General features: G+C 72.9%; 15 protein-coding genes and 1 tRNA gene. 8 read left to right on the plus strand and 8 right to left on the minus strand.

Going from position 1 to position 20,617, the window contains the following annotated elements; all coding sequences use genetic code 11:
• Positions 1 to 52: 52 nt before the first annotated feature.
• The 4 genes from cysS to WMF27_RS03440 all read left to right on the plus strand — a co-directional run bounded on the left by cysS (position 53) and on the right by WMF27_RS03440 (position 5,512).
• Entirely contained in the window at positions 53 to 1,624 is a 1,572-nt protein-coding gene (gene cysS / locus WMF27_RS03425) for a cysteine--tRNA ligase (protein WP_437761687.1), read from the plus strand.
• Positions 1,625 to 1,782: 158 nt separating this feature from the next.
• A complete protein-coding gene (locus tag WMF27_RS03430) occupies positions 1,783 to 2,745 on the plus strand; it encodes a DnaJ C-terminal domain-containing protein (protein WP_437761686.1) in 963 nt (320 codons plus the stop codon).
• A 50-nt stretch (positions 2,746 to 2,795) separates the two neighbouring features.
• The gene (locus WMF27_RS03435; RefSeq protein ID WP_437761685.1) at positions 2,796 to 3,863 is read left to right on the plus strand and encodes an AgmX/PglI C-terminal domain-containing protein; all 1,068 of its coding nucleotides are present in this window, start codon (positions 2,796 to 2,798) and stop codon (positions 3,861 to 3,863) included.
• A 203-nt stretch (positions 3,864 to 4,066) separates the two neighbouring features.
• The gene (locus WMF27_RS03440) at positions 4,067 to 5,512 is read left to right on the plus strand and encodes a protein kinase domain-containing protein (protein ID WP_437761684.1); all 1,446 of its coding nucleotides are present in this window, start codon (positions 4,067 to 4,069) and stop codon (positions 5,510 to 5,512) included.
• Positions 5,513 to 5,603: 91 nt separating this feature from the next.
• On the opposite strand, the gene WMF27_RS03445 is transcribed toward WMF27_RS03440, so the two are convergent.
• Complete coding sequence (locus WMF27_RS03445; protein ID WP_437761683.1) at positions 5,604 to 6,806, minus strand: chorismate-binding protein; 1,203 nt, start codon at positions 6,804 to 6,806, stop codon at positions 5,604 to 5,606.
• A gap of 77 nt (positions 6,807 to 6,883) precedes the next feature.
• On the opposite strand from WMF27_RS03445, the gene WMF27_RS03450 reads away from it, so the two are divergent.
• A complete protein-coding gene (locus WMF27_RS03450) occupies positions 6,884 to 7,624 on the plus strand; it encodes a TlpA family protein disulfide reductase (RefSeq protein ID WP_437761682.1) in 741 nt (246 codons plus the stop codon).
• A gap of 75 nt (positions 7,625 to 7,699) precedes the next feature.
• Here the strand turns inward: WMF27_RS03450 and WMF27_RS03455 are convergent, their stop codons facing one another.
• On the minus strand, positions 7,700 to 8,308 hold the full coding sequence (locus tag WMF27_RS03455) for a response regulator (RefSeq protein ID WP_012233257.1): 609 nt from the start codon (positions 8,306 to 8,308) through the stop codon (positions 7,700 to 7,702).
• 458 nt (positions 8,309 to 8,766) lie between these two features.
• Here WMF27_RS03455 and WMF27_RS03460 point away from each other — a divergent pair.
• A tRNA-Pro gene (locus WMF27_RS03460) sits at positions 8,767 to 8,840 on the plus strand.
• A gap of 172 nt (positions 8,841 to 9,012) precedes the next feature.
• Here the strand turns inward: WMF27_RS03460 and WMF27_RS03465 are convergent.
• The 6 genes from WMF27_RS03465 to WMF27_RS03490 all read right to left on the minus strand — a co-directional run bounded on the left by WMF27_RS03465 (position 9,013) and on the right by WMF27_RS03490 (position 16,631).
• Complete coding sequence (locus tag WMF27_RS03465; RefSeq protein ID WP_437761681.1) at positions 9,013 to 11,760, minus strand: ATP-binding protein; 2,748 nt, start codon at positions 11,758 to 11,760, stop codon at positions 9,013 to 9,015.
• A gap of 283 nt (positions 11,761 to 12,043) precedes the next feature.
• Positions 12,044 to 13,015 (minus strand): electron transfer flavoprotein subunit alpha/FixB family protein, encoded by a 972-nt coding sequence (locus WMF27_RS03470; RefSeq protein WP_437761680.1) that lies wholly within the window; start codon positions 13,013 to 13,015, stop codon positions 12,044 to 12,046.
• 120 nt (positions 13,016 to 13,135) lie between these two features.
• Positions 13,136 to 13,963, minus strand: coding sequence for an electron transfer flavoprotein subunit beta/FixA family protein (locus WMF27_RS03475; protein ID WP_437761679.1), 828 nt, complete (start codon positions 13,961 to 13,963; stop codon positions 13,136 to 13,138).
• A 588-nt stretch (positions 13,964 to 14,551) separates the two neighbouring features.
• On the minus strand, positions 14,552 to 15,367 hold the full coding sequence (locus WMF27_RS03480) for a hypothetical protein (RefSeq protein ID WP_437761678.1): 816 nt from the start codon (positions 15,365 to 15,367) through the stop codon (positions 14,552 to 14,554).
• A gap of 266 nt (positions 15,368 to 15,633) precedes the next feature.
• On the minus strand, positions 15,634 to 16,272 hold the full coding sequence (locus tag WMF27_RS03485) for a sigma-70 family RNA polymerase sigma factor (protein ID WP_437761677.1): 639 nt from the start codon (positions 16,270 to 16,272) through the stop codon (positions 15,634 to 15,636).
• A 50-nt stretch (positions 16,273 to 16,322) separates the two neighbouring features.
• Positions 16,323 to 16,631 (minus strand): hypothetical protein, encoded by a 309-nt coding sequence (locus WMF27_RS03490; protein ID WP_437761676.1) that lies wholly within the window; start codon positions 16,629 to 16,631, stop codon positions 16,323 to 16,325.
• Positions 16,632 to 16,935: 304 nt separating this feature from the next.
• Between WMF27_RS03490 and WMF27_RS03495 the strand changes: the two genes are divergently transcribed.
• Both WMF27_RS03495 and WMF27_RS03500 read left to right on the plus strand, forming a co-directional pair.
• Positions 16,936 to 18,123, plus strand: coding sequence for a serine/threonine-protein kinase (locus tag WMF27_RS03495; RefSeq protein ID WP_437761675.1), 1,188 nt, complete (start codon positions 16,936 to 16,938; stop codon positions 18,121 to 18,123).
• Positions 18,123 to 20,612 (plus strand): protein kinase domain-containing protein, encoded by a 2,490-nt coding sequence (locus WMF27_RS03500; protein WP_437761674.1) that lies wholly within the window; start codon positions 18,123 to 18,125, stop codon positions 20,610 to 20,612. Before WMF27_RS03495 ends, WMF27_RS03500 begins: the two co-directional genes overlap by 1 nt.
• Positions 20,613 to 20,617 lie beyond the last annotated feature (5 nt).

The following is a 20,617-nucleotide window of genomic DNA, read 5'->3' on the forward strand; positions in this document are numbered from 1 at the left end:
TAAGCACGCGGGCCCGTGACAGCATCCGCCCGCCTTGATAGACCCCCGGCCGATGCCCGCCCTGCGCCTCCACGACACGCTGACCCAGAAGCTCGCCCCGCTCGCCCCACGGCGGCCTGGCGAGGTCCGCATGTACTGCTGCGGCCCGACGACCTACGACGTCGCGCACGTGGGGCACGGCCGCGCCGCGCTCGCCCCGGATATCCTCGTCCGCCACCTGAGGGCGCGCGGCCTCCGCGTCGTCTACGTTCGAAACGTCACGGACGTCGACGACAAGATCCTCCAGCGGTCGGCCGAGTCCGGCGAGCCGCCCATGGACCTGTCGGCGCGGATGGCTCGCCTGTACCAGGAGGACGTCGCCGCCCTCGGCTGTCTGGCGCCCGACGTCGAGCCGAAGGTCTCGGAGCACATCCCGGAGGTCATCGCCCTCGTCGAGCGGCTGATCGAGCGAGGCGCGGCCTATGTCGTCGAGCGGCCCGGCGACGTTCGCGACGTGTATTACTCCGTTCGCAGCTTCCCCTCCTACGGCAAGCTCTCGAAGCGCAACCTCGACGAGCTGCGGGTCGGCGCGCGCGTCGGTCCGTGCGAGGACAAGCGCGATCCGCTCGACTTCGCGCTCTGGAAGGGGGTCGCCCCCGGCGGGTGGGGCTGGGACAGCCCGTGGGGCAAGGGGCGCCCCGGGTGGCACATCGAGTGCTCTGCCATGGCGTGCCGCTACCTCGGGGCCGGCTTCGACGTCCACTGCGGCGGCATGGATCTCGTCTTTCCCCATCACGAGAACGAGATCGCCCAGAGCGAGGCCGCCCACCCGGACGACGCGCCGCTCGCCTCGATCTGGATCCACAACGGCTTCGTCAACGTCGACAAGGAGAAGATGGCGAAGTCGCTCGGCAACTTCGTCAAGCTCCGCGACGTCTACGCGCGCAACGACCCGGAGGCGCTCCGCTACTTCCTGCTCACGGTCCACTACCGGGGCCCGCTCGAGTTCGACACCCACAAGCGCGACGACGGCCGGGTCGTGTTCCCCGGCGTGGTCGAGGCCGAGCGCCGCGTCGACTACCTGTACGCGACGCTCGATCGACTGTCCGCGCTCTCCGCGCTCGCCGGCCCGCCCGCCGCCGGCGAGGGGGAAGCGCCGGAGCTGCCGGCGCGGCTCCCGAAGGGGTTCGCGGCGCTCGCCGCGCTCGCGGACGGCGCGCCGGGCCGCGCCGCCGCCGCGCTCGACGACGACCTCAACACCCCCGTCGTGCTCTCGATCATCGCCGAGGTCGCCAAGGCCGCCAACGAGCTCGCCGACGCCGCCCAGCGGCGGGGGAAGGACCAGGACGTCGCCCGCGCCGCCCCGCCGCTCGCGCGCCGCCTCCACGCGGCCCTGCGGTCCTCGCTCGACGCCCTCGGCCTGCTGCAGACGCCGTCTCCGGTCTACCAGGCCCGCACGCAGGAGCAGCGCCTCGGGCTCCTCGGCACGACCCGGCAGGCGATCGAGGCGAAGCTCGCCGAGCGCGCCGCGGCGCGCGCCGCGAAGGACTTCGCGCGGGGCGACGCCCTCCGGAAGGAGCTCGAGCGCGACGGCATCGAGGTTGCCGACTCTCCCACCGGTACGACATTCCGGGTGAGCGCCTGAGGCGCGCCGCGCCGCGCGCGTTCCACCGCTGGCGCTCGCGCAGGCGGCTGCGCCCAGTGGACGAGGACCGGCGGCAGATCTAGGTTTCGGCCCGATGAAGGCCCGCAGCGGTCCGCGCGCCTCGCACCTCCCGCGGACCAGAACGATGACGGACGACCATGGCTCGTGATCTCTACTCCGTGCTCGGCGTCTCGCGCGACGCGGACGAGGACAGCATCAAGAAGGCGTTCCGCAAGCTCGCGATGAAGTACCACCCGGACAAGAGCCCGGGGAAGGCCAACGAGCAGAGGTTCAAGGAGATCAACCAGGCTCACGAGGTGCTGAGCGACAAGACGAAGCGCGCGCTCTACGACGAGTTCGGCGAGGAGAGCCTCTCGCAGAACTTCGATCCCGAGCGCGCCCGCGCCTACCGCCGCTACGCGAACGCGCGGGCCGGCGGCGGGGGCCGCGGCCCCGGCGGCTTCGACGTCCAGGAGATCTTCGGCAACGCCCCCGGCGGGGGCGATCTCAGCGACATCCTCGGCGACCTCTTTGGCCGTGGCCGCGCCGGCGCCGGCGCGGGCCGCCGCCCGCAGCCGGCGCGCGGCCGCGGCGGCGACATCGAGCAGAACCTCACCATCGATTTCGTGTCGGCGGTGCGCGGCACGACGCTCCAGCTCCAGCGCGAGGGCGATCCCGAGCCGGTCACGGTGCGCGTCCCGCCCGGGGCCGCCGAGGGCAGCCGCCTGCGCATCCGCGGCCAGGGCGCGCCGGGCATGGGCGGCGGCGAGCCCGGCGATCTGCTGCTCAACATCCACGTCACGCCGCACCCGTTCTTCAAGCGCGAGGGCGACGACCTCCACCTCGACGTCCCCGTCACCCTGGGAGAAGCCTACCGGGGCGAGAAGATCCGCGTCCCCACGCCCGACGGCGAGGTGACGCTCAAGATCCCGGCGCACACCCAGACCGGCCAGGTGATGCGGCTGCGCGGCAAGGGCATCGCCCGCAAGTCGAAGGAGCCCGGGGATCTCTACGTGAAGTTCGTGGTGCACGTCCCCACCGTCGACGACCCCGAGGTCGCGAAGGCGATCGACGCGCTCGACGGCAAGGTGGAGGCGCCGCGCGGCGATCTCCGGTTCTGAGCGCGGCCTCCCGGCGCGGCGCGGGCCGCGCGCGCGGTCCGCTCCTCGCCGTGGCCCTCGCGCTCGCCGCGTGCGCCTCGCCGGCGCCGCCGCGCCCGGCCCCGCGCGCCGCCGGCCTCTTCGCTCCGGCCGCCGGTCCGCCCAGGCGGGTGGACGCCCTCGCGCCGGCCGCCTCCTCCGCCGAGCCGCGCGCCCCGGCCGCGCCTCCGGCGGCCTCGCCTGCGGCGCCGGGCGCCTCCCTCGGGGACCCGTCCGCGGCGGCCGTCGAGGGCGACGCGCGCGGCGCCTCGCAGGGGCCCTCGATCGCGATCGATCCGCCCTACAAGCTCGGCCGCCACCTCGTCCCTCGCGGTCAGGCCGAGGCGGCGGAGCAGCGTCGCTGGAACGCCGGGGGCAGGGGGGATCCCCCCGCGCCGCCGCCTCCGGCCGAGGGGCACCCGCTGCCGAGGATCATCGTGGACATCGACCACGTGAAGGGTCCGCTCAAGGCGAGCGAGGTGCAGCGCATCGCCCGGCGGCACCTCTGGATCCACGTCTACTCGTGCTACCGCCTGCGCGCGTACCGGGACCCGACGCTGCACGGCAAGACCACGGTGCGGCTCACGGTGAGCCGCGCCGGCAAGGTCACGAGGGCGCGCGCCACCTCGTCCACGCTCTCCGCGCCGGACGTCGTCTCGTGCCTCGCCGCGCGCGCGCGGTCGCTCCCGCTCCCCAGGGCCAAGGCCGGCTCGACGGTCGTGGCCACGCTGCAGGTCTATCCGGGCGACGAGCCGGTCGAGCCTCCGCCGTCCGTCCTCGCTCCTGGCCCGGGCGAGCTCCAGCCGGACGCGATCTCCGCGGCCCTGGCCGAGGCCTTGCCCGCGTGGCGTAGCTGCTACGAAGAGGCCCTCGCGGGCGCGCCGGCGCTCTGGGGCCGCCTCGCGATCCGCTTCCACGTGACCGACAGCGGCGCCGTCGACGAGGCCTTCGAGGCCGAGTCGCGCTTCCCGGACGAACGGCTCACCCGCTGCGTGCTCCGGCGCGCGCGAGCGCTCACGTTCCCGGCGCCGGAGGGCGGCGACCTGCGCTTCGTCGCACCGCTCCGGTTTTCGCCGGATCCGCGGCCCTCGGAGCCCTAGGGCCGGGTTCGGTCCGCCCCAACCGGGACGGGCTCCTTAGTGCTCCGCGACACGACTCGCCCCTTCCCGCATGCGGCGTGCGGTGCGAACGCTCCCGCCGCCCGCACGGTCGCACAGGCAAACCGCGCGGCGATCCGCAACGCCAAATTGCGCCGCATGGCGTATGTGCAACTTTACGGTGGGGGAGGAGGCTCAGGTAACCCATGGATATCTCACCGGGCACCATCGTTGGGGGGAAGTATCTGCTGGAGAGGCAGCTCGCGCGTCCGTTCGCACGGATCGCGCGCGACCGCGGCTCTGTCTGGGCCGCGCGCGAGCTCCGGCTGGGCGTTCGCGTCGCCCTGAAGCTCTTCGACCCCGACGCCGGCGCCACGGGGGAGATCCTCTGGCTCGACCGCTGGGTCCGCGCCGCCGCCGAGCTCTCGTCGCGGCACGTCGTGAGCGTGCGCGATCACGGCACCGAGGACGGCGTGGTCTACCTGGCGATGGACCTGCTCTCCGGCGAGGATCTCGCGGCGCGCCTCGTCCGGCGCGGCCGGCTCTCGCTGGACGAGACCGCGCGCGTCGCGGCGCAGGCCGGCGACGCCCTGCAGGCCGCCCACGCGGCGGGCCTCCTTCACCAGGGCCTCCGGCCGGAGAGCCTCTTCCTCGCGCTGGAGGGCGACGAGGAGGTCGTGAAGGTGCTCGACTTCGGCCTCCCGAGGGCGCTCGCGCCCCGGCTCGTCGGCGAGATCGCGGCGGAGATCAGCGCGGGCGCGCTCCACTACCTCAGCCCGGAACAGATCCGGGCGGAGCGGACCCTCGACGCGCAGACCGATCTCTGGTCGCTGGCCGCGATCCTGTTTCGCGCGGTGACCGGTCACCTCCCGTTCCCCGGCGACGTCGCCAGCGTCGTCGCCTCGAAGATCCTGCTCGCGCCGGTGCCCCTCGCGACGCGGCTCGCGCCGAGGCTGCCTGCCGCTCTGGACGGCTTCTTCGAGAAGGCGTTCGCGCGCGACCGGGCCCGGCGCTTCCGCTCGGTGGAGGAGATGGTGTCGTCGCTCGCTCGCATCGCGGAGCACGCGCCGCCGCCCTCCTCGGGTCTCCAGCGCCCACCCCTGTCGCCGCGCGCTTCCGGGGTCGCCTCGGTGCGGGCGCCGGTCGCGGCGTTCGCGCAGGGGAGCGCGGCGGCCCCTCGCGCCGTCGTGCAGCCGGAGGCCGGCTCCGAGCCGCCGCCCGCGAGCCGCACGACGCCGCCGGACACGCTGCTCGGCGCGGAGAGCGCCGGCGTGCCGCGCGGCCTCGCGTCGCCCGCGCGCCTGGGCTGGCTCCTCCCCGCCGGCCTCGTCGCGCTGATGGGCGTCGCGACGTTCGTGACGCTCACGCGGCCCGAGCGCCCGAGGCCTGCGATGGCCGCGACCGGCGCCAGGGCGGCCGTGCTCACGGCGGTGCTCGCCGCCGGCAAGGCGCGGGCGGCGCGCGCCGCCGCGCGCGAGGCGATCGCCTCGCCGCCGGCTCGGCCGGCGCCTCCCGAGCCTGCTCCGAGCGGCGCCCGCGCGGCGGCGACCGCGCCCCAGGCCACCGCTTCGTCGCGCCTCGCGCGGCCAGGCACCGCCACGGGGGCCGCCCCCACGGGCGCGCGCGCGCGCCAGAACCAGCTGCGCGACTGAGCGCTGCGCGCTACGCGCTCCGGACCGCGTCGTCGTCTGCGGCCTTCTCGTCCGCGGCCTTACTCGTCTGCGGCCTTACTCGTCTGCGGCCTTACTCGCCTGCGGCCTTCTCGTCTGCGGCCCTCTTCTCCGCGGCCGCGTCGCTCGCCTTGCGCGCCTCCTGCGCCGCGCGGATCGCCGACAGCGCCGCGCGCGCGTCGCCGCGCGTCCGTTCCGACGCCGCGCGCGGGTCGCTCCCGTCCCCGATGCGCGCGCCGGTCATCGTCTCGAAGTACCCCGACTCGACCCAGACGGCGCCGAGCGTGTGCGCCATCTCCGCGCCCTCGGGCCCGAAGTACCCGACCGAGCCGCCGTAGATGTGGCGCGGGCCGACCTCGAGGCGGCGGCTGACGCCGCTCGCGCGCGCCGCCGGCGCGCCGACCGCGCTGCCGCGCGCGAAGGCGGCGCGCAGCGCCTCGACGGGCGACGCGTCGCCCGCGCTCGGCCCCGCCGACGGAGCGCGCTCGACGCGGACGAGCGTCTCGCCCGACGCGCCTGCCACGGTGAGCCTCGGCGCGAACGGCGACTCCGCGAAGTCGAGGAAGTAGAGGTGGGCCGACGGCGCGAGCACCCGCAGCGCCCGGTACACGTCGAACGGATCCGCGCCGCGCAGCGGGGCTCGGAACCTGCGGGCGAGCACGACCTCCTTCGCCTCGCCGGCCGCGACGCGGCCGTGCGCGGCGGCCACCTTCGCGGCGAAGTCCTCGTCGGCCACCGGCGTCTCGACGTGCTCTGGCAGCGCCTGCGGATCGAGCGCGGGGAGGCTCATCTGCTCTGGCCCGTGCGACAGCTCCCAGGCGCATCGGCTCACGGCGCCCTGCGACTGGCCGGCGATCGTCATGGTCTGCGCCACGCTGTCGAACACGACGACGGTCGCGTCCTTCATGACCCGTCCCAGGTAGGCCTCGTCGGGCCACGGCTCGACGCCCAGGAGCAGGTGCACCGCATCGTAGGCGAGGAAGCCGACCCAGGCCTGACAGACGCGGGCCGCCAGGTCGCGCGCCGTGTCCTGTGCGTCCGGCGCCTCTCGCGCCGAGGCGTGCGCGAGCCCGTCCGCGAGCGTCGCGAACGGGTCGAACCCGCTCGGGAGGAGGGTCTCGGCGCGCGCCCTGTAGCCGAGGATCGCGTAGCGGCCCCAGCGCTCGCCGGGCAGGGCGGACTCGAGCATGAACGACGACCGGCCCGGCGACTGGGCGCGGAGCGCGGCGTAGGCGCGGACCGGCGTGACGTGATCGGCCGGCAGGGTACGGGTCACGACGGAGCTCATCGCGGCCCAGCCTACACGACGTTGCATCGTGCGGCGAAGGCGGGCAAGGTACCTGGAAGGACGCGGTGCGAAGCGCGAACGCCCTCTCCTCGGCCCTCGGTTTGACTGCCTGCGGCGGCTGGATGGCTGCTTGCGGCGGCTGGATGGTCGCCTTTGGCAGCTTGGCGGCGGCTGCCTGCGGCGGCGCGCAGCCCGTCCCGGAGGGCGCGAGCACCACGGTCGTCTCGCTGCGGAAGATCGACTGCGAGGCGTGCGGCGCCGAGCTCGTCGCGGATCTCCGCGAGCGCCCGGGCGTCTATTCGGCCGCCTTCGACAGGCGCCGCGCCGAGATCTCCGTCACCGCCTCGCGGTCGTTCGACGTCGCGGGGACCGTGAAGCGGCTCGCCGCCGACGAGGGGTTCGAGGCGGTGCTCGGCGCCGGCCAGGGGCAGTACCTCGGCTGGGCGACGTTCCCCGAGGGCGCGGACGCCCGGACGATCGAGGACGGCGGCGCGGACATCCCCGACCTCGGCGCCCAGATCGTCCCCGGCAAGGTCACGGTCATCGACTTCGTGGCGGCCTGGTGCCTGCCCTGCCGCAAGCTGGACGCGCACATGGTCACGGTGCTCGCGGCCCGCAAGGACGTCGCGTACCGCAAGCTCGACATCGTCGACTGGGACAGCCCGCTCGCCCGGCGGTACCTGAAGCAGGTCTCGAGGCTGCCGTACGTGATCGTCTTCGACAGAGCGGGCGCGCGGGTGGAGGAGATCGCCGGCCTCGCGCCCGACGAGCTCGACGCGGCGATCGAGCGCGGCGCGCGGCGCTGAGCCGGCGCCGGCCCGGGCGCGCGCGCGTCCACGCTGCGCGCGCGGCGGGCCAGGCGTCGCCGCTCGGCGAGCGGATCAGTAGTGGCCGAAGAGGTCCTGGATGCGCGACTCGAGCGCGACCGCGATCTTGTAGAGCGACGAGATGGACGCCGACGACTCGGCGCGCTCGATCTGCGACAGCAGCGACACGCTGAGCCCCGTGCGGCGCGCCATCTGCTTCAGCGTGAGGTCCTTGTCCTTGCGGAGGTTCCTGATCGTGTCGCCGATGACGCGGTGGAGCTGCTCCTCGGGCGTGCGCGCGAGGCCCTTCTTGCGCATGACGCGGGCGAGCACCTCGCGGAACTCGTCCACGTTGAACGGCTTCTTGATGTAGTCGACCGCGTCGAGCTTCATAGACGCGACGGCGCTCTCGAGGTTGGGGAAGCCGGTGAAGATGACGACGGCGATGTCGTTGTCGACCTTGCGGATGCGCTTGAGCACCTCGATGCCGTCGAGCTTCGGCATCATCAGGTCGAGGATGATGAGGTGGTAGCCGCCCGTGCGCACCTCTTCCTCCACGGTCGTGGGGTCGCCCAGCGTCTTGACCTGGTACCCGTCGCGCTCGAGAAGCGTCTGCATGTAGTCACAGATCGCGCGGTCGTCGTCGACGATCAGAATGCGTACAGCGGGAAGCTCAATTGCCACCTGTTCCTCCTCTCACGTCACGACCGCCGGAGCCGGCCGGTCGCCCTGGTCCGTTCTGGAAGGGGCCGCCCGTGCGGTCCCCTGCTCAAGTTGCGCGAGCAGGGTGCGAGGCTCTCACCGGCGCACCAGGCGCCTCGCTCTCTGCTTCCTTTCGGCAACATCGGGATTCCAGTGACACTTTAACACGGGCTGAGCAAGTCAGGACGGGACATTTTTCTTGCGCTCCCACGATTCTTGGCTTCGTGAAACGTCCGGGGCGCCGGGGACGGCCCCGAAGTGAGCGAATTCTTGCCGCTTTTTGTCATCTGGCTGTCCTACGGCGCGCGGGCGCTCCCGGGGACGCCGTGCGCGCCCGCGGTGCGGCCGTGGAGCCCTGATCATTTCGTCTTGACAAGAGGCTCGCTCTTGGCGATGTTGCGCGCCCGCTGTTCAGCGGGCGTTGCTCTTGAGGCAGCGAACGGGGCGTAGCGCAGCCTGGTAGCGCACTCGGTTCGGGACCGAGGAGTCGGAGGTTCAAATCCTCTCGCCCCGACTCAGTTCATCTGGGATTTCACGAAGGGCGGCCTGAGGGTCGCCCTTCGTCGTTTGGACGTGCCGGCGGGAAGACGGGGAGCGGGGCGACCTCCCTGGTCGTGGGCGTCCACACGGACGTCTGGCCGTTTACGTCCACGACCACGATCCCGTTGACGTGGTCGGCGGCGGTACTACCCCGTGCGGCCCGCCAGGTTGGCGATCACGGCCGCGAGCTCCGACGCCTCGATCGGCTTGGGCACGTGCGACTGGAAGCCGGCCAGCAGCGCGCGGGTCCGGTCCTGGGCGCTCGCGTACGCGGTCAGCGCCGCGGCGGGGATGCGCCCTCCCTGCTCGGGGCTCTGCGCGCGCAGGCGCCGGATCAGGCTGTAGCCGTCCTCCCCGGGCATCCCGAGATCGCTCAGGATCACGTCGGGCTTCTCGCGCTCGATCGCGGACAGCGCCTCGTCGACCGTCGCGACCGCGGTGATGCTCGCCCCCTTGCGCTCCAGCACCGTGGTCACGAGCTCCCGCGCGTCCGGCTCGTCGTCGACCATCAGCACCCGGACGCCCTGGAGCGTCGGCTCCAGCTCGTTGGACAGGGGGACCAGCCCGTCGGCCCGCCGGAGCGCCGCGATGGCGCCCCGGGGCGCGAGCGGGATGTCCACCGTGAACGTCGCGCCCTTGCCGTCCCCGGCGCTCTCCGCCTTCACGGTGCCGCCGTGGAGCTCGATGAGGTGGCGGGCGATCGCAAGGCCCAGCCCGAGCCCGCTGTGCGGCCGCGTGCTCGTGCTGTCGGCCTGGCGGAAGCGGTCGAACACGTACGGCAGGAACTCCGGCACGATGCCCTGGCCGGTGTCGCTCACCTGGATGCGGGCCAGGCCGTCGGCCTTGCCGAGCTGGATCGAGACCTTGCCGCCGCGCGGGGTGAACTTGATCGCGTTCGACAGGAGGTTCCACACCACCTGCTGCAGCCGCGTCTGGTCGCCCGAGATCGGCCCCGCGTTCGGGTCGAGCTGCACGAGCAGCTCGATCCCCTTCGCGTCCGCGCCGTGGCGGACCGCGTCGATGGCGGCGTTGATGATCGGCGGCAGGTCGATCAGCATCACGTCGAGCCGCAGCTTGCCGGTGATGATGCGGGAGGCGTCGAGGAGGTCCTCGACGAGCTGCGCCTGGAGCGTGCCGTTGCGCTCGATCGCCTCCAGCGCGCGGACGTGCGTGTCCGGCTTCAGCGAGCCCTGCCGCAGCATGCGCGCCCAGCCGAGGATCGCGGTGAGCGGGGTCCTGAGCTCGTGCGAGAGCGTCGCGAGGAACTCGTCCTTGGCGCGGTTGACCTGCTGCGACTCGCGGTAGAGCTGGGCGTTGTCGAGCGCGAGCGCGGCGAAGTTGCAGAGCTCCTCGGCGAGCGCGAGATCCTCGACGGTGTAGCGCCGGCTCGACTCGGTCGAGAGCAGCGTGATCGCCCCGCGCGTCCGGTCCCGGGCGCGCAGCGGCACGATCATCGCCGAGCGGACGCCGAGCTCCCGGAGCAGCGCGAGGTACGCCGGGTCGTGCGCGCCGGACCAGCACTCGTTGCCGGGCTTCAGCGACGCGGCGCGCTGCCACGCCATGCCCTCGACCTCGGGGAGCAGGAGCGACTCGCCGCACCGGAGCACCGCGTGCACCGCGCGCGGCACCTCGGGATCCGTCGGGTAGCGGGCCGGGAGATCCCGCCCCAGCGCCTTCTTCGTCTCGCTCGCGTGCACGGCCGCGAGCCGGCCCAGCGAGCCGTCCGGCTCGACGATGTCCACCACCGTGGCGTCGGCGATGTGCGGCACCGCGAGGCGGGCCACGTTGGCCAGCGTGCTCTCGTAGTCGAGGCCCGACAGCGCGAGCTGCCGGCTCGCCTCGCCGATGAAGTAGCGCCGCTTGTCGGCGAGCCGCTTCTCGGTCACGTCGCGGAAGACCAGCACGAGCCCGACGAGCTCGCCCTCCTCGCTCCGGATCGGCGCGCCGTTCGAGTCGATCGCGAGCTCCGAGCCGTCCTTGCGCAGCAGCAGCGTGGTGTCGTCGAGCCCGATGATGCCGCCGTGGCGCAGCACCTCGGTGACGGGGTTGTCGAGGTCGTCGCGCGTCTGCTCGGAGATGATCCGGAAGACGTCGGACAGGCGGCGGTCCTTCGCCTCGTCGAGCGTCCAGCCGGTCAGCGTCTCGGCCACGGCGTTCATGAAGTCGATCCGCCCGGTGCCGTCGGTCGAGATCACCGCGTCGCCGATGCTCTTCAGGGTGGTCGAGAACTTGGTCTTGCTGACCCGGAGGTCCGCCTCGAGCTGCTTGAACTGGGTGATGTCGGCGAAGATGGACACCGCGCCGAGCATCTCGCCCTCCGGCGAGAAGAGCGGCGCGCAGCTGCCGAGCAGCATCCCGTGGGTGCCGTCGAAGCGCTGGAAGTGGATCTCCTCCGCGGGGACGGTCTCCTTGCGCGACAGGCACCGCGCCATCGACCAGTCGCCGCCCTCGAACGGCCGCCCGTCGGGGTGGAACGCGCGGTAGCGCCCCCAGCCCTCGACGTTCTCGGCGGTGGAGCTGCCGGCCCAGATCCGCTCGGAGGCGCGGTTCTGGAGGATCAGCTTGCCCTGGATGTCGGAGACGATGATGCCGTGCGGGCTCTCGCTGAGGAGCGCGTCGAGGAGCCCGCGCTCGTGCTGGGTGATCACGCGCAGCCGCTCGACCTCGCGGCGCAGCGCCTCGACCTCCGTGTCGACCGGCGGCACCGACGCCGCGAGCGGCGTGAGCTCGAAGGCGGCGCTCGCGGTCGGATCGAGGTTCACGATCGCGCGGTCGATCTCCATGACCGTGGGGCCGATGAGCCGCCGCTGCTCCGTGGTCGTGGCCGCGTCGTACAGCAATGCCCGCGCCTGCGCGAGCGCCGCGACGATCGGCATGTCCGGGCGTTCGGGCATAGAGCTCAAGGGATCCCACGGCCGCAGGACGCGAACAAGATGCTACGTGCGCGACCTGACACGGAAATCGCGCCCGCGAACGTGAACTCCTCGCTGGACGGACTCATCCGGTGAGCCGGGGTACGCCTGCCTCGCTGGAGGGCGGACGAGGTGCACCCCGGCGGGGTCGGTTGTGCTGGTCGCGGTGGCCGCGTCGCGGTCGCGTCCGTTGCGTTGGTTGCGTTGGTTGCGTTGGTTGCGTTGGTCGCGTTGGTCGCGCTGGCTGCGTCGGTCGCGCGAGGATTCAGCTGCGGGCTGCCTGGATCTGCTTCACGAGCTCGGGCACGGTCGCGAAGAGATCGGCGACCAGGCCGTAGTCGGCGACCTGGAAGATGGGCGCGTCGGCGTCCTTGTTGATGGCGACGATGACCTTCGAGCCCTTCATCCCTGCGAGGTGCTGGATGGCCCCCGAGATGCCGACGGCGATGTAGAGCGAGGGGGCGACGACCTTGCCCGTCTGGCCGACCTGGAGGTCGCTGGCGGCGTAGCCGGCGTCGCACGCGGCGCGGCTGGCGCCGAGGGCGGCGCCGAGGACGTCGGCGAGCGGGTCGAGGATCTCGTTGAAGCGCTCCTTCAGGGCGCGGCCGCCGGAGACGACGACCTTGGCCTCGGTGAGCTCGGGGCGCTCGCTCTTCACCTGGTCGAAGGAGACGAACTCGACGCGCTCGGCCGCCGCGCTCGGCGGGACGACCGCGACCGGCTCGATCGGCGACTGCGACCCGGTGGGCTCGGCGGGGGCGAACGCGCTCTGGCGGACGCTCACGACCTGGACGGGGGTCGAGACGGTGCAGACGCCGTACGCGTTGCCGGCGTACATGGGGCGCTTGTACTTGAGCTGGTTCCCCTCGGGGAGGAGCTCGGAGATGTCGCTCGCGAACCCCGCCGAGAGCCGCGCCGCGACGCGCGGGAGCAGGTCCTTGCCGTAGGCGCTCGCGGTGCCCACGACGACGGCAGCGCCCTTGGCGGCCGCCGCGACGGTCGGCACGTAGCGCTCGGCGACGTAGTCCTTGAGCGAGCTCGCCTGGGCGACGAGCACCTTGGCCGCGCCGAGCGTCGCCGCCTCGGCGGCCGCGTCGCCGAGGGCGTCGCCGATCACGAGGATCGAGTACGTCCCGCCGAGCGCCGCCGCCGCCTGCCTCGCGAACGTGACCGCGGAGTGGGTCGTCTTCTTCAGCTTTCCATCGGCGGCCTCGGCCACCACGAGAACGTCAGCCATGATCCCTCCTGCACCTCGTCGACCCGTCGACGCGGGTCGGGGGTCCGCGTCGGCGGCACCCTCGATGTCTTCGACCTCTTGTCGCCTTCCTCTCGTCCCGTCTCGTCTCGCTGCGTCCCGTCAGAGGGCCTTCGCCTCGTTCTTGAGGCGCGAGACGAGCTCGCTGACGTCCTTCACCTTGATGCCCGCCTTGCGCGCGGGGGGCGGCTGGAACGCGGTGTACTGGACCTTGAGCGCCTGGTCCGCGGCGAGGTCGGCGAGCTTCACCTCGGCGAGGGGCTTCTTCTTGGCGGCCATGATCGCGGGGAGCGCCGCGAAGCGGACGCCGTCGTTGTACTTGAACGCGGGCGCCGTCTTCTGGGAGTAGACGCTGGTCGGCGCGACGATGCGGAGGTCGACGGTGACGACGGCCGGCAGGCGCACGCGGAGGGTGGAGACGCCGCCGTCGACCTCGCGGCCGACGAGGAGCGCGCCCTTCTCTTCCCTGATGGTCGCGGCGAACGAGGCGAGCGGCCAGTCGAGCAGCTCGGCGAGGATCTGGCCGACCTGGTTGGAGTCGCCGTCGACGGCCTGCTTGCCCATGACCACGACGTCGGGCTTCTCGCGCTCGACGAGCGTCTTGAGGGCGCGGGCCACGAGGTCGCCGTCGAGCTTGTCGTCGGTGGCGTCGACCCGGATGGCCTTGTCGGCGCCGGTGGCGAGCGCGGCGCGGAGGGTCTGCTCGGCCTCCTTCGGTCCGAAGGTGACGACGACGACCTCGCCCGCCCGCGTCTTCGGCGCCTTGCCGTCCTCGGTCAGGCGGAGCGCCGCTTCGAGCGCGTACTCATCGAACGGGTTCGGCTTCCACTCGAGCCCGGTCGTCTCGATTTTGTCCCCGGAAGCGGGGATCTTCACCTTGTTCGCGTTATCCGGATCGGCGACGCGCTTGAGCGGAACGAGGATCTTCACGGCTCGGTGGCTCCTGTTGCTGTGTGGTAACGCAGAGCGTAGTCCGCCTCGGCAAGGACGCGCCACGCCTGCGGCAGCCGGCCCGGCGGCCCCATGCGTGGACCCGGCGCGCGCGGCTGAAACAGCACGCCCGAGGCGGAGGGAGCCGGTCATGGCAGCGCCGACGTGGTGCGTCAAGCAGGCGCTGCGGCCCTGTTCGATGGGCGCGAGCCTGTGAGGGGCCTCGCGGAGCGGGAGAGGCGAGGTGATCCGTTGCGAGGGGGGTGGCGGAGGGGGTTGGTGACGGACGCGATCCGTTGCGAGGGGGGTGGCGGAGGGGGTTGGTGACGGACGCGATCCGTTGCGAGGGGGGTGGCGGAGGGGGTTGGTGACGGATCGAGTCAACGCGGAGGGCCCGGCGGAGGGGGTGGTCAACGGATCGAGTCAGCGCGGAGGGCCTGGCGGAGGGGGCGGTCAACGGATCGAGTCAGCGCGGAGGGCCTGGCGGAGGGGGGGGGTCAACGGATCGAGTGAGCCCGTAGGGCCCGGCGGAGGGGGGTGGTCAACGGATCGAGTCAGCGCGGAGGGCCCGGCGGAGGGGCGGCCTCGTCAATCCACGCCGGTCGCCGGGGCTCCCTCGTCGATCGCTGGCTCGTTGGCGTCGGGCGGCGCGCCGCCTTCCACGTCGGTCTCCTCCTTGCCGCCCGAGCGGCGGCGCTCGGCCTTGGCCGTCTCCCGCTGGAGCGGCGCGAGCAGCCGGCGCGCCGTCTCCTCATCGGCCTCCTCGAGCTCCAGCATCTGGAGGACGCTGCGCACCACCTTGATCCAGCGGTTGCGCGCCCGGAGCTGCCCGCCGGGCGACGCGGCCGCGCCCGGCCGGTCCTCCGCCGAAAGGTGGATCCGCTGCGCGTCGAGCGTGCCGAGCTCGTCGCCCGCGGTAAACCACGCTTGCACCGCCTTGAGCAGGTTGCCCCCCGGCGTCGGCAGCGCCCTGAGCGCCGCCTTGGACTCCGGCGTCAGCCGGTCGCGCGCGAGCTTCACCTCGCCCGCCTCATCGCTGTAGCTCGCCCCGATGAACTTGAGCCCATCCGCGAAGAGCTGATCGCGGATCTCGAGGTAGATCGCCGCGTCCTCGGGATCGTCGGCCAGATCGGCGAAGCCGGTGAGCACCGCATGGGCGCCGCGCGCCTTGCGATCATGGATCTGATCGGTCGCGACCAGCTTTTGCTGGATCTCGGAGATCTGGTCGTCCGCCTTCTTCTGCCGCCGGTGCGACTTCAAGACGCCTTCGTGCGCCTCCTCGATATCGTCGATGAGCGGGGCACACCGCTTCAGCGACGCGAGGCGCGGCCTTTCGCGCTCCGGGTCGAGCCATGCGCCGGTGATCTGGACCATTTGACGAGGAGAGAGGTCTTTGAGGGCCATGGTGCCTCCTTGGTTGTCCTCCGGCGACGCGCCGGGGAATGCACCATGCGTCACGCTCTCAGGGCGTGTGGAGATTGTAAATGCCCTTTCGGTCGGCAGGAGATTTCGAGTCGGCCCGCGGCGCGCCCGGGAGGGGCGCCGCGGCTCGATTACGGCTCAATTGCAGTTGATTCGCGGCTCGAGAGGGGCTCGAGGGGGAGGTCGGTGTTATCGCCTGTAATTGCCTTTTGCTCCGGAAGCTCGGGTGGTCCGGCGCTGAGGTCCATTCAGGTCCCCTCGCTCGGCGGCGGCTCCTCGACGTGGCTCGCCTGCAGATCGCCCCGGAGGCGTCTCCGCAGCTGTTCGTCCATGCGGGTCGCGTACTTCTCGTGGACGCCTAGCGCCGCGGCGACCTGGGCCCACGAGAGCTCCTGCCAGTACCGCAGCTCGATGAGGCGCGCCTCCCGTTCGTCGAGGCCGCGGAGCGCCCCGGCGAGCGCCGCGAAGGCGCGCGTGCGCGCGAGCGCGTCTTCCGGGGGCGCCCTGAGCCGCTCGCCCGTGTCCCCCACGAAGCGGGTGAAGACGAGCGTCCGGCAATGGGCCATGAGCTGGCCCGACGCGTCGTCGTCGTCGTCGCCGAACGGATCGCTGGTGTCGCGCATCGACTCCGCCGCGTCGAGCGCGGCGGCGGCGCCGGCGCGACGGATCGGCGCGTCGCGGGTCAGCTGCCGCATCACGGCGCCGGCGACCCGCTTCCAGGCATAGATGCCGAGGGGGACGCCGCGTGTTTCATCGAAGCCGAGCCCGGCTTCCAGGAGCGCCTGGTAGGCCGTCTGCTCGCAGTCCTCGATGCCCTGGCGCGTCCGCACGCCGTAGATCCGCGCGGTCGCCCTGGCGACGCGGCGAGCGAGGGGGAGCGCCGCCATGATGCGCTCCCGCGGGGGGTGAAGCGAAGGAGGAGGACGCCGGTCCCTGATCAATGCCGCCCGCCGGAGGTCCCGTCGTCGGGCGCCGCCGCCTCCTCGCTCGCGCCCCCGCCCTCGCGGGCCATCGCGCCGCTCCCGGCCGGGACGTAGCCCTTCGCCCGCAAGCGAGCGTGGAGCGGCGCCGCCGTCGGGTGGGTCGTGATGAAGACCGTGAGGTACCTGCGGTAATCCTCGATCTCCTCGGGGGAGAGCGCCCCGAGGTACGGGCCGAGCGCGTCGGCGAGACAGGCCTCCACGATGGGATCGGCGTCGCCGGGCGGCTCCAGGTCGTCGTGCTGGTCGGAAGCGTCGTGCGTCATGGGGACCTCGCGCAGGGGGGGGCCGCGTGCGTGCGGCGCCCGTTCCTTCTCCTAAATCACTGCGGGGTGGCCGGTTCAGACAAGGAAAGCGACACACCGGGATCGATTTGTCGCGCCCCGGGAGGTCGCGGCGGGCGGCGGGCCTGGACCGTGCGCCGGAGCGCCGGAGCGGGCGGCGGGCGGGCCTTGGTGGGCGGGTAACACCTCGAATCGACGTCGTTTTTCAGGAATCGACATCGCCCGTGCATTTTCTTTGTCTGAACGGGTCCCCTCGTCGTGATTTCCATCTCAGGAGACCTCGCCGGTGGTGGCACGCCGCACGTCAGACAGCTCAGGGCCCTCCGGCGCCGCAGGGGATGTGCTGGAAGGGACACCTTACCGTGCGCTCCGGGTGCTCGGGCGCGGGGGCATGGGGGAGGTCGTCGAGGCGGAGCACCGCGCGCTCCGGAAGCGGGTCGTGGTGAAGCTGGTCCGCCGCGCGCTGGCGCACGATCCGCGGTTCGCGGACCGGCTGCAGGTGGAGGCGCGGGCGCTGGCGGCGGTGTCGTCGCCGCACGTGGTGGCGGTGCTCGATCTGGGGCAGACGCCGTCGGGGCGTCCCTACTTCGTGATGGAGCGGCTCGAGGGGAGGACGCTGGGGGAGGAGCTCCAGCGGCGCGGTCCGCTGCCGGTGGCCGAGGCGATCGATCGGGTGCGGCAGGTGCTGGCGGGGCTCGCGGCGGCGCACCGGGTGGGGGTGGTCCACCGCGACGTGAAGCTCGACAACGTGTTCCTGTGCGCGCCGGGGGCGGCCGCGCCGGGCGACACGCGGGTCGCGAAGGTGCTCGACTTCGGCGTCGCGAAGGTGCTCGACGGCGCCCTGGCCGGCGCGGCGCCGGGGGCGCCGCCTGCGGTGGACGGGCCGGCGTATCCGACCGAGGCCGGGCTGCTGGTGGGGACGCCGCGGACGGCCTCGCCGGAGCAGGCGCGGTGCCAGCCCGTGGACGCGCGGGCGGATGTGTATGCGGTGGGGCTGCTGATGTATACGCTGGTTGTGGGGCACGGTCCGTTCGCCCATGTCGAGGACGCGCTGGGGGTGCTGCGCGCGCACGTGCAGGAAGCGCCGGCGCCGCCGTCGCGGGTGGCGGGGCAGCGGATCCCGGCGGAGCTGGACCGTGCGGTGCTGAAGGCGCTGGCGAAGCGGCCGGAGGAGCGATTCCAGAGCGCCGAGGCGTTCGCGGCGGAGCTCGGGCGGATCGCGGCGGAGCTGGCGGAGGGGGGAGGGAGCTGGCGAGCGGGGCGGGCGCCGGAGGCGGGGGCAGGGTGGGGACCGCAGAGCAGGGCGTGGTTCGAGGCGGTGGCGGAGGGCACGAGCGGGGTGAGGGCCGGCGGTGGCGTGACGGCGGGGGCGGCGCCGGTGGACGCGTGGCTGTTCGCGGGGCTGACGCTGGCGAGCACGGCGGTGTTCTCGGCGATCGCGGCGCTGGTGCTGCGCGGGATGGGGGTGTGGTGATGGCGCGGGAGGCGCTGAAGGCCGGGGACGTGTTCCTTGACTACCGGATCACGGAGGTGATCGACGCGGGTGGGATGGGTGAGGTGTACAAGGCAGTGGAGGACTACTCGGAGGATGTGGTGGCGATCAAGTGCATGCTGCCACGGCACCTGAAGAGAGAGGACTTTGCGAGGCGGTTCCGTCAGGAGTGCAAGTTCTATCCGAAGCTGAAGCACCCGAACATCGTGAGGATGAAGAAGGCGGGTGTGTCGCCGGATCACGTGGCGTACATCGTGATGGATTACCTCGAAGGGAGGACGCTGAGGAAGCTCTTGAACAAGGCGTACCGGCTGGACTTCCTGAGCGCGATGCACGTGATGCTGCAGGTGGCGGACGCGATGACGTTCGTGCACTCGAAGGGGATATGGCACCGCGACCTGAAGCCCGAGAACATCATGGTGGGGACGAAGGCGGACGCGAAAGGGCACGTGTGGCTCTTGGACTTCGGGATAGCGAAGTTCGCGGACGGGGGGATGAACACCGATGATCTGCCGGACGTTGGGACGGTGAGGTACATCTCGCCGGAGCAGGTGAAGATGCTGTACACGAGCTCGAGGAAGGCGGAGCGCGTGGAGCGTGCGAGGCCGGATGGGCGTACGGACATCTACGCGTTCGGTGCGATTTTTTATGAGGTGCTGACGGGGAAGCACCTGTTCCTGGACGACAGCGAGCCGGCGACGGCGGAGGAGACGCTGACAGGGCACCTTGTGGCTGCGCCAGAGCCAGTGCACGAGATCGTGCCGGATTGCCCTGAGTTCGTGTGGCCGGTGGTGTCGCGGTGCATCGCGATCGACCGAGAGGAGCGGTATCCGAGGTTCGACGACGTGGCGCGGGACCTTCGGGGGCTGTTGAGAGAGACGGTGCCTGCGGGGCACGTGCTGGCGCAGCGGCTGGCGCGGGAGCGGCTGGAGGCGGAGCGTCAGGCGGCGTTCGCGGGGGTGGCGCTGGAGGACAGCGCGCCGGTGGAGGAGGAGAGGGGCGCGGCGGGCCGGGCGGGGGAGGAGGAGACGGAGGAGGCGGGGCAGGAGGGCGAGAAGCGGGCGCGGCGGGTGGTGCACGGAGAGACGGCGCCGCTGGAGCAGTTCGTGGCGCCGGCGAGCGCGCTGCCGTTCGCGCCGTCGTCGCGCGTGCCGCGGGGGCGGGGGGTGGGGCATACGGAGCCGCTGCCGGCGCTGAAGGCGCTGCCGTCGACGGCGAAGCTGTCCGGGGCGTGGGCGGAGAAGATGGCGCGGCGGACGGGGCCGCCGCCGCTGCCGCAGGCGGGAGCGCAGGGGTATGGGGTTCCGCCGCAAAGGCCGGCGGAGGTGAGGGCGGAGAGCTACGCGGTGCCGCCGCCGAGGGTGGCGGAGGTGAGGGCGGAGAGCTACGCGGTGCCGCCGCCGAGGGCGGTGGAGGTGAGGGCGGAGAGCTACGCGGTGCCGCCGCCGAGGGCGGCGATGGAGCCGCAGTACGTAGCGGCGTCGCAGCCGTCGTGGAGAGAGACGCACCGAGCGGCGGCGCCGTCGCGGCCAGAGGTCGAGCCGCCGTACGTGACGCCGCAGTACGTAGCGCCGCCGCCGCTGCCGGTGACGGGGCCGCAGGCGGTGGCGTCGTCGCCGTATCCGGCGATGGCGCAGCAGCCAGCGGCGGCGTCGCCGCCGTATCCGGCGATGGCGCAGCAGCCAGCGGCGGTGGTGCCGTCGCGGCCGGATGCTGGGGCGCCGTACGTGACGCCGCCGGTGGCGCTGATGGAGATGCAGCGAACGGCATCGGCGCCGCAGCCGGCCGCGCAGCCGGTCGCGGCGCGGCCGGTCGCGGCGCGGCCGGTGGCGCCGAGCTCGGTGACAGCGCCGAGCGCGGGACCGGTGGAGGCATTGAGGAAAGAGACGCCGACCACGCCGGCGCCGGCTGCGCTGCTGACGCAGCCGCGGCGGGCGCCGAAAGCGTACGTGCTGGCACCGCTGGTGGCGCTGGCGCTGACGCTGGGGGGCGTGGGGGTGGTGCTGGGACTGCGCGCGGCGCGCGACGCCGGGCCGGCGGTGGTGACGGGAGAGCCAGCGGCAACGGCGGCGCCGGTGGAGAGCGCGACGGCGAGCGCGGCGCCGCCGGCCGAGGCGGCGACGGTGGCGCCAGCGCCTGAGGCGGCGAGCGCGGCGACGGCGAGCGCGGCGGCGGCGAGCACGGCCGAGGTGGTGGAGGCTGGAGCAGCGGAGAAGGCACGGGCAGCAGCGGAGGCCGAGGCGCCTGCTCCCAAGGAGCAAGCGGCGGCGGTGAAGGCAGAGCCGGCGAAGGCAGCGCCTGTGAAGGCAGCGGCGGAGACGGAGGACGACGAGGACTTCTACCCGATGCCGAAGCGTCAAAAGCCGTCGTTTCTGAGGGTGATCGAGGAGCGGAAGAAGGCGGCGCCTGCGAAGCAACAGGGCGCGAAGCCAGCCGGGCCGTGCGCCACGGCGGGGTGCAGGCCGTTCTAGTGTGT

It is taken from the genome of Sorangium sp. So ce281 (genome assembly GCF_051527395.1).
GTDB lineage: Bacteria > Myxococcota_A > Polyangia > Polyangiales > Polyangiaceae > Sorangium > Sorangium cellulosum_B.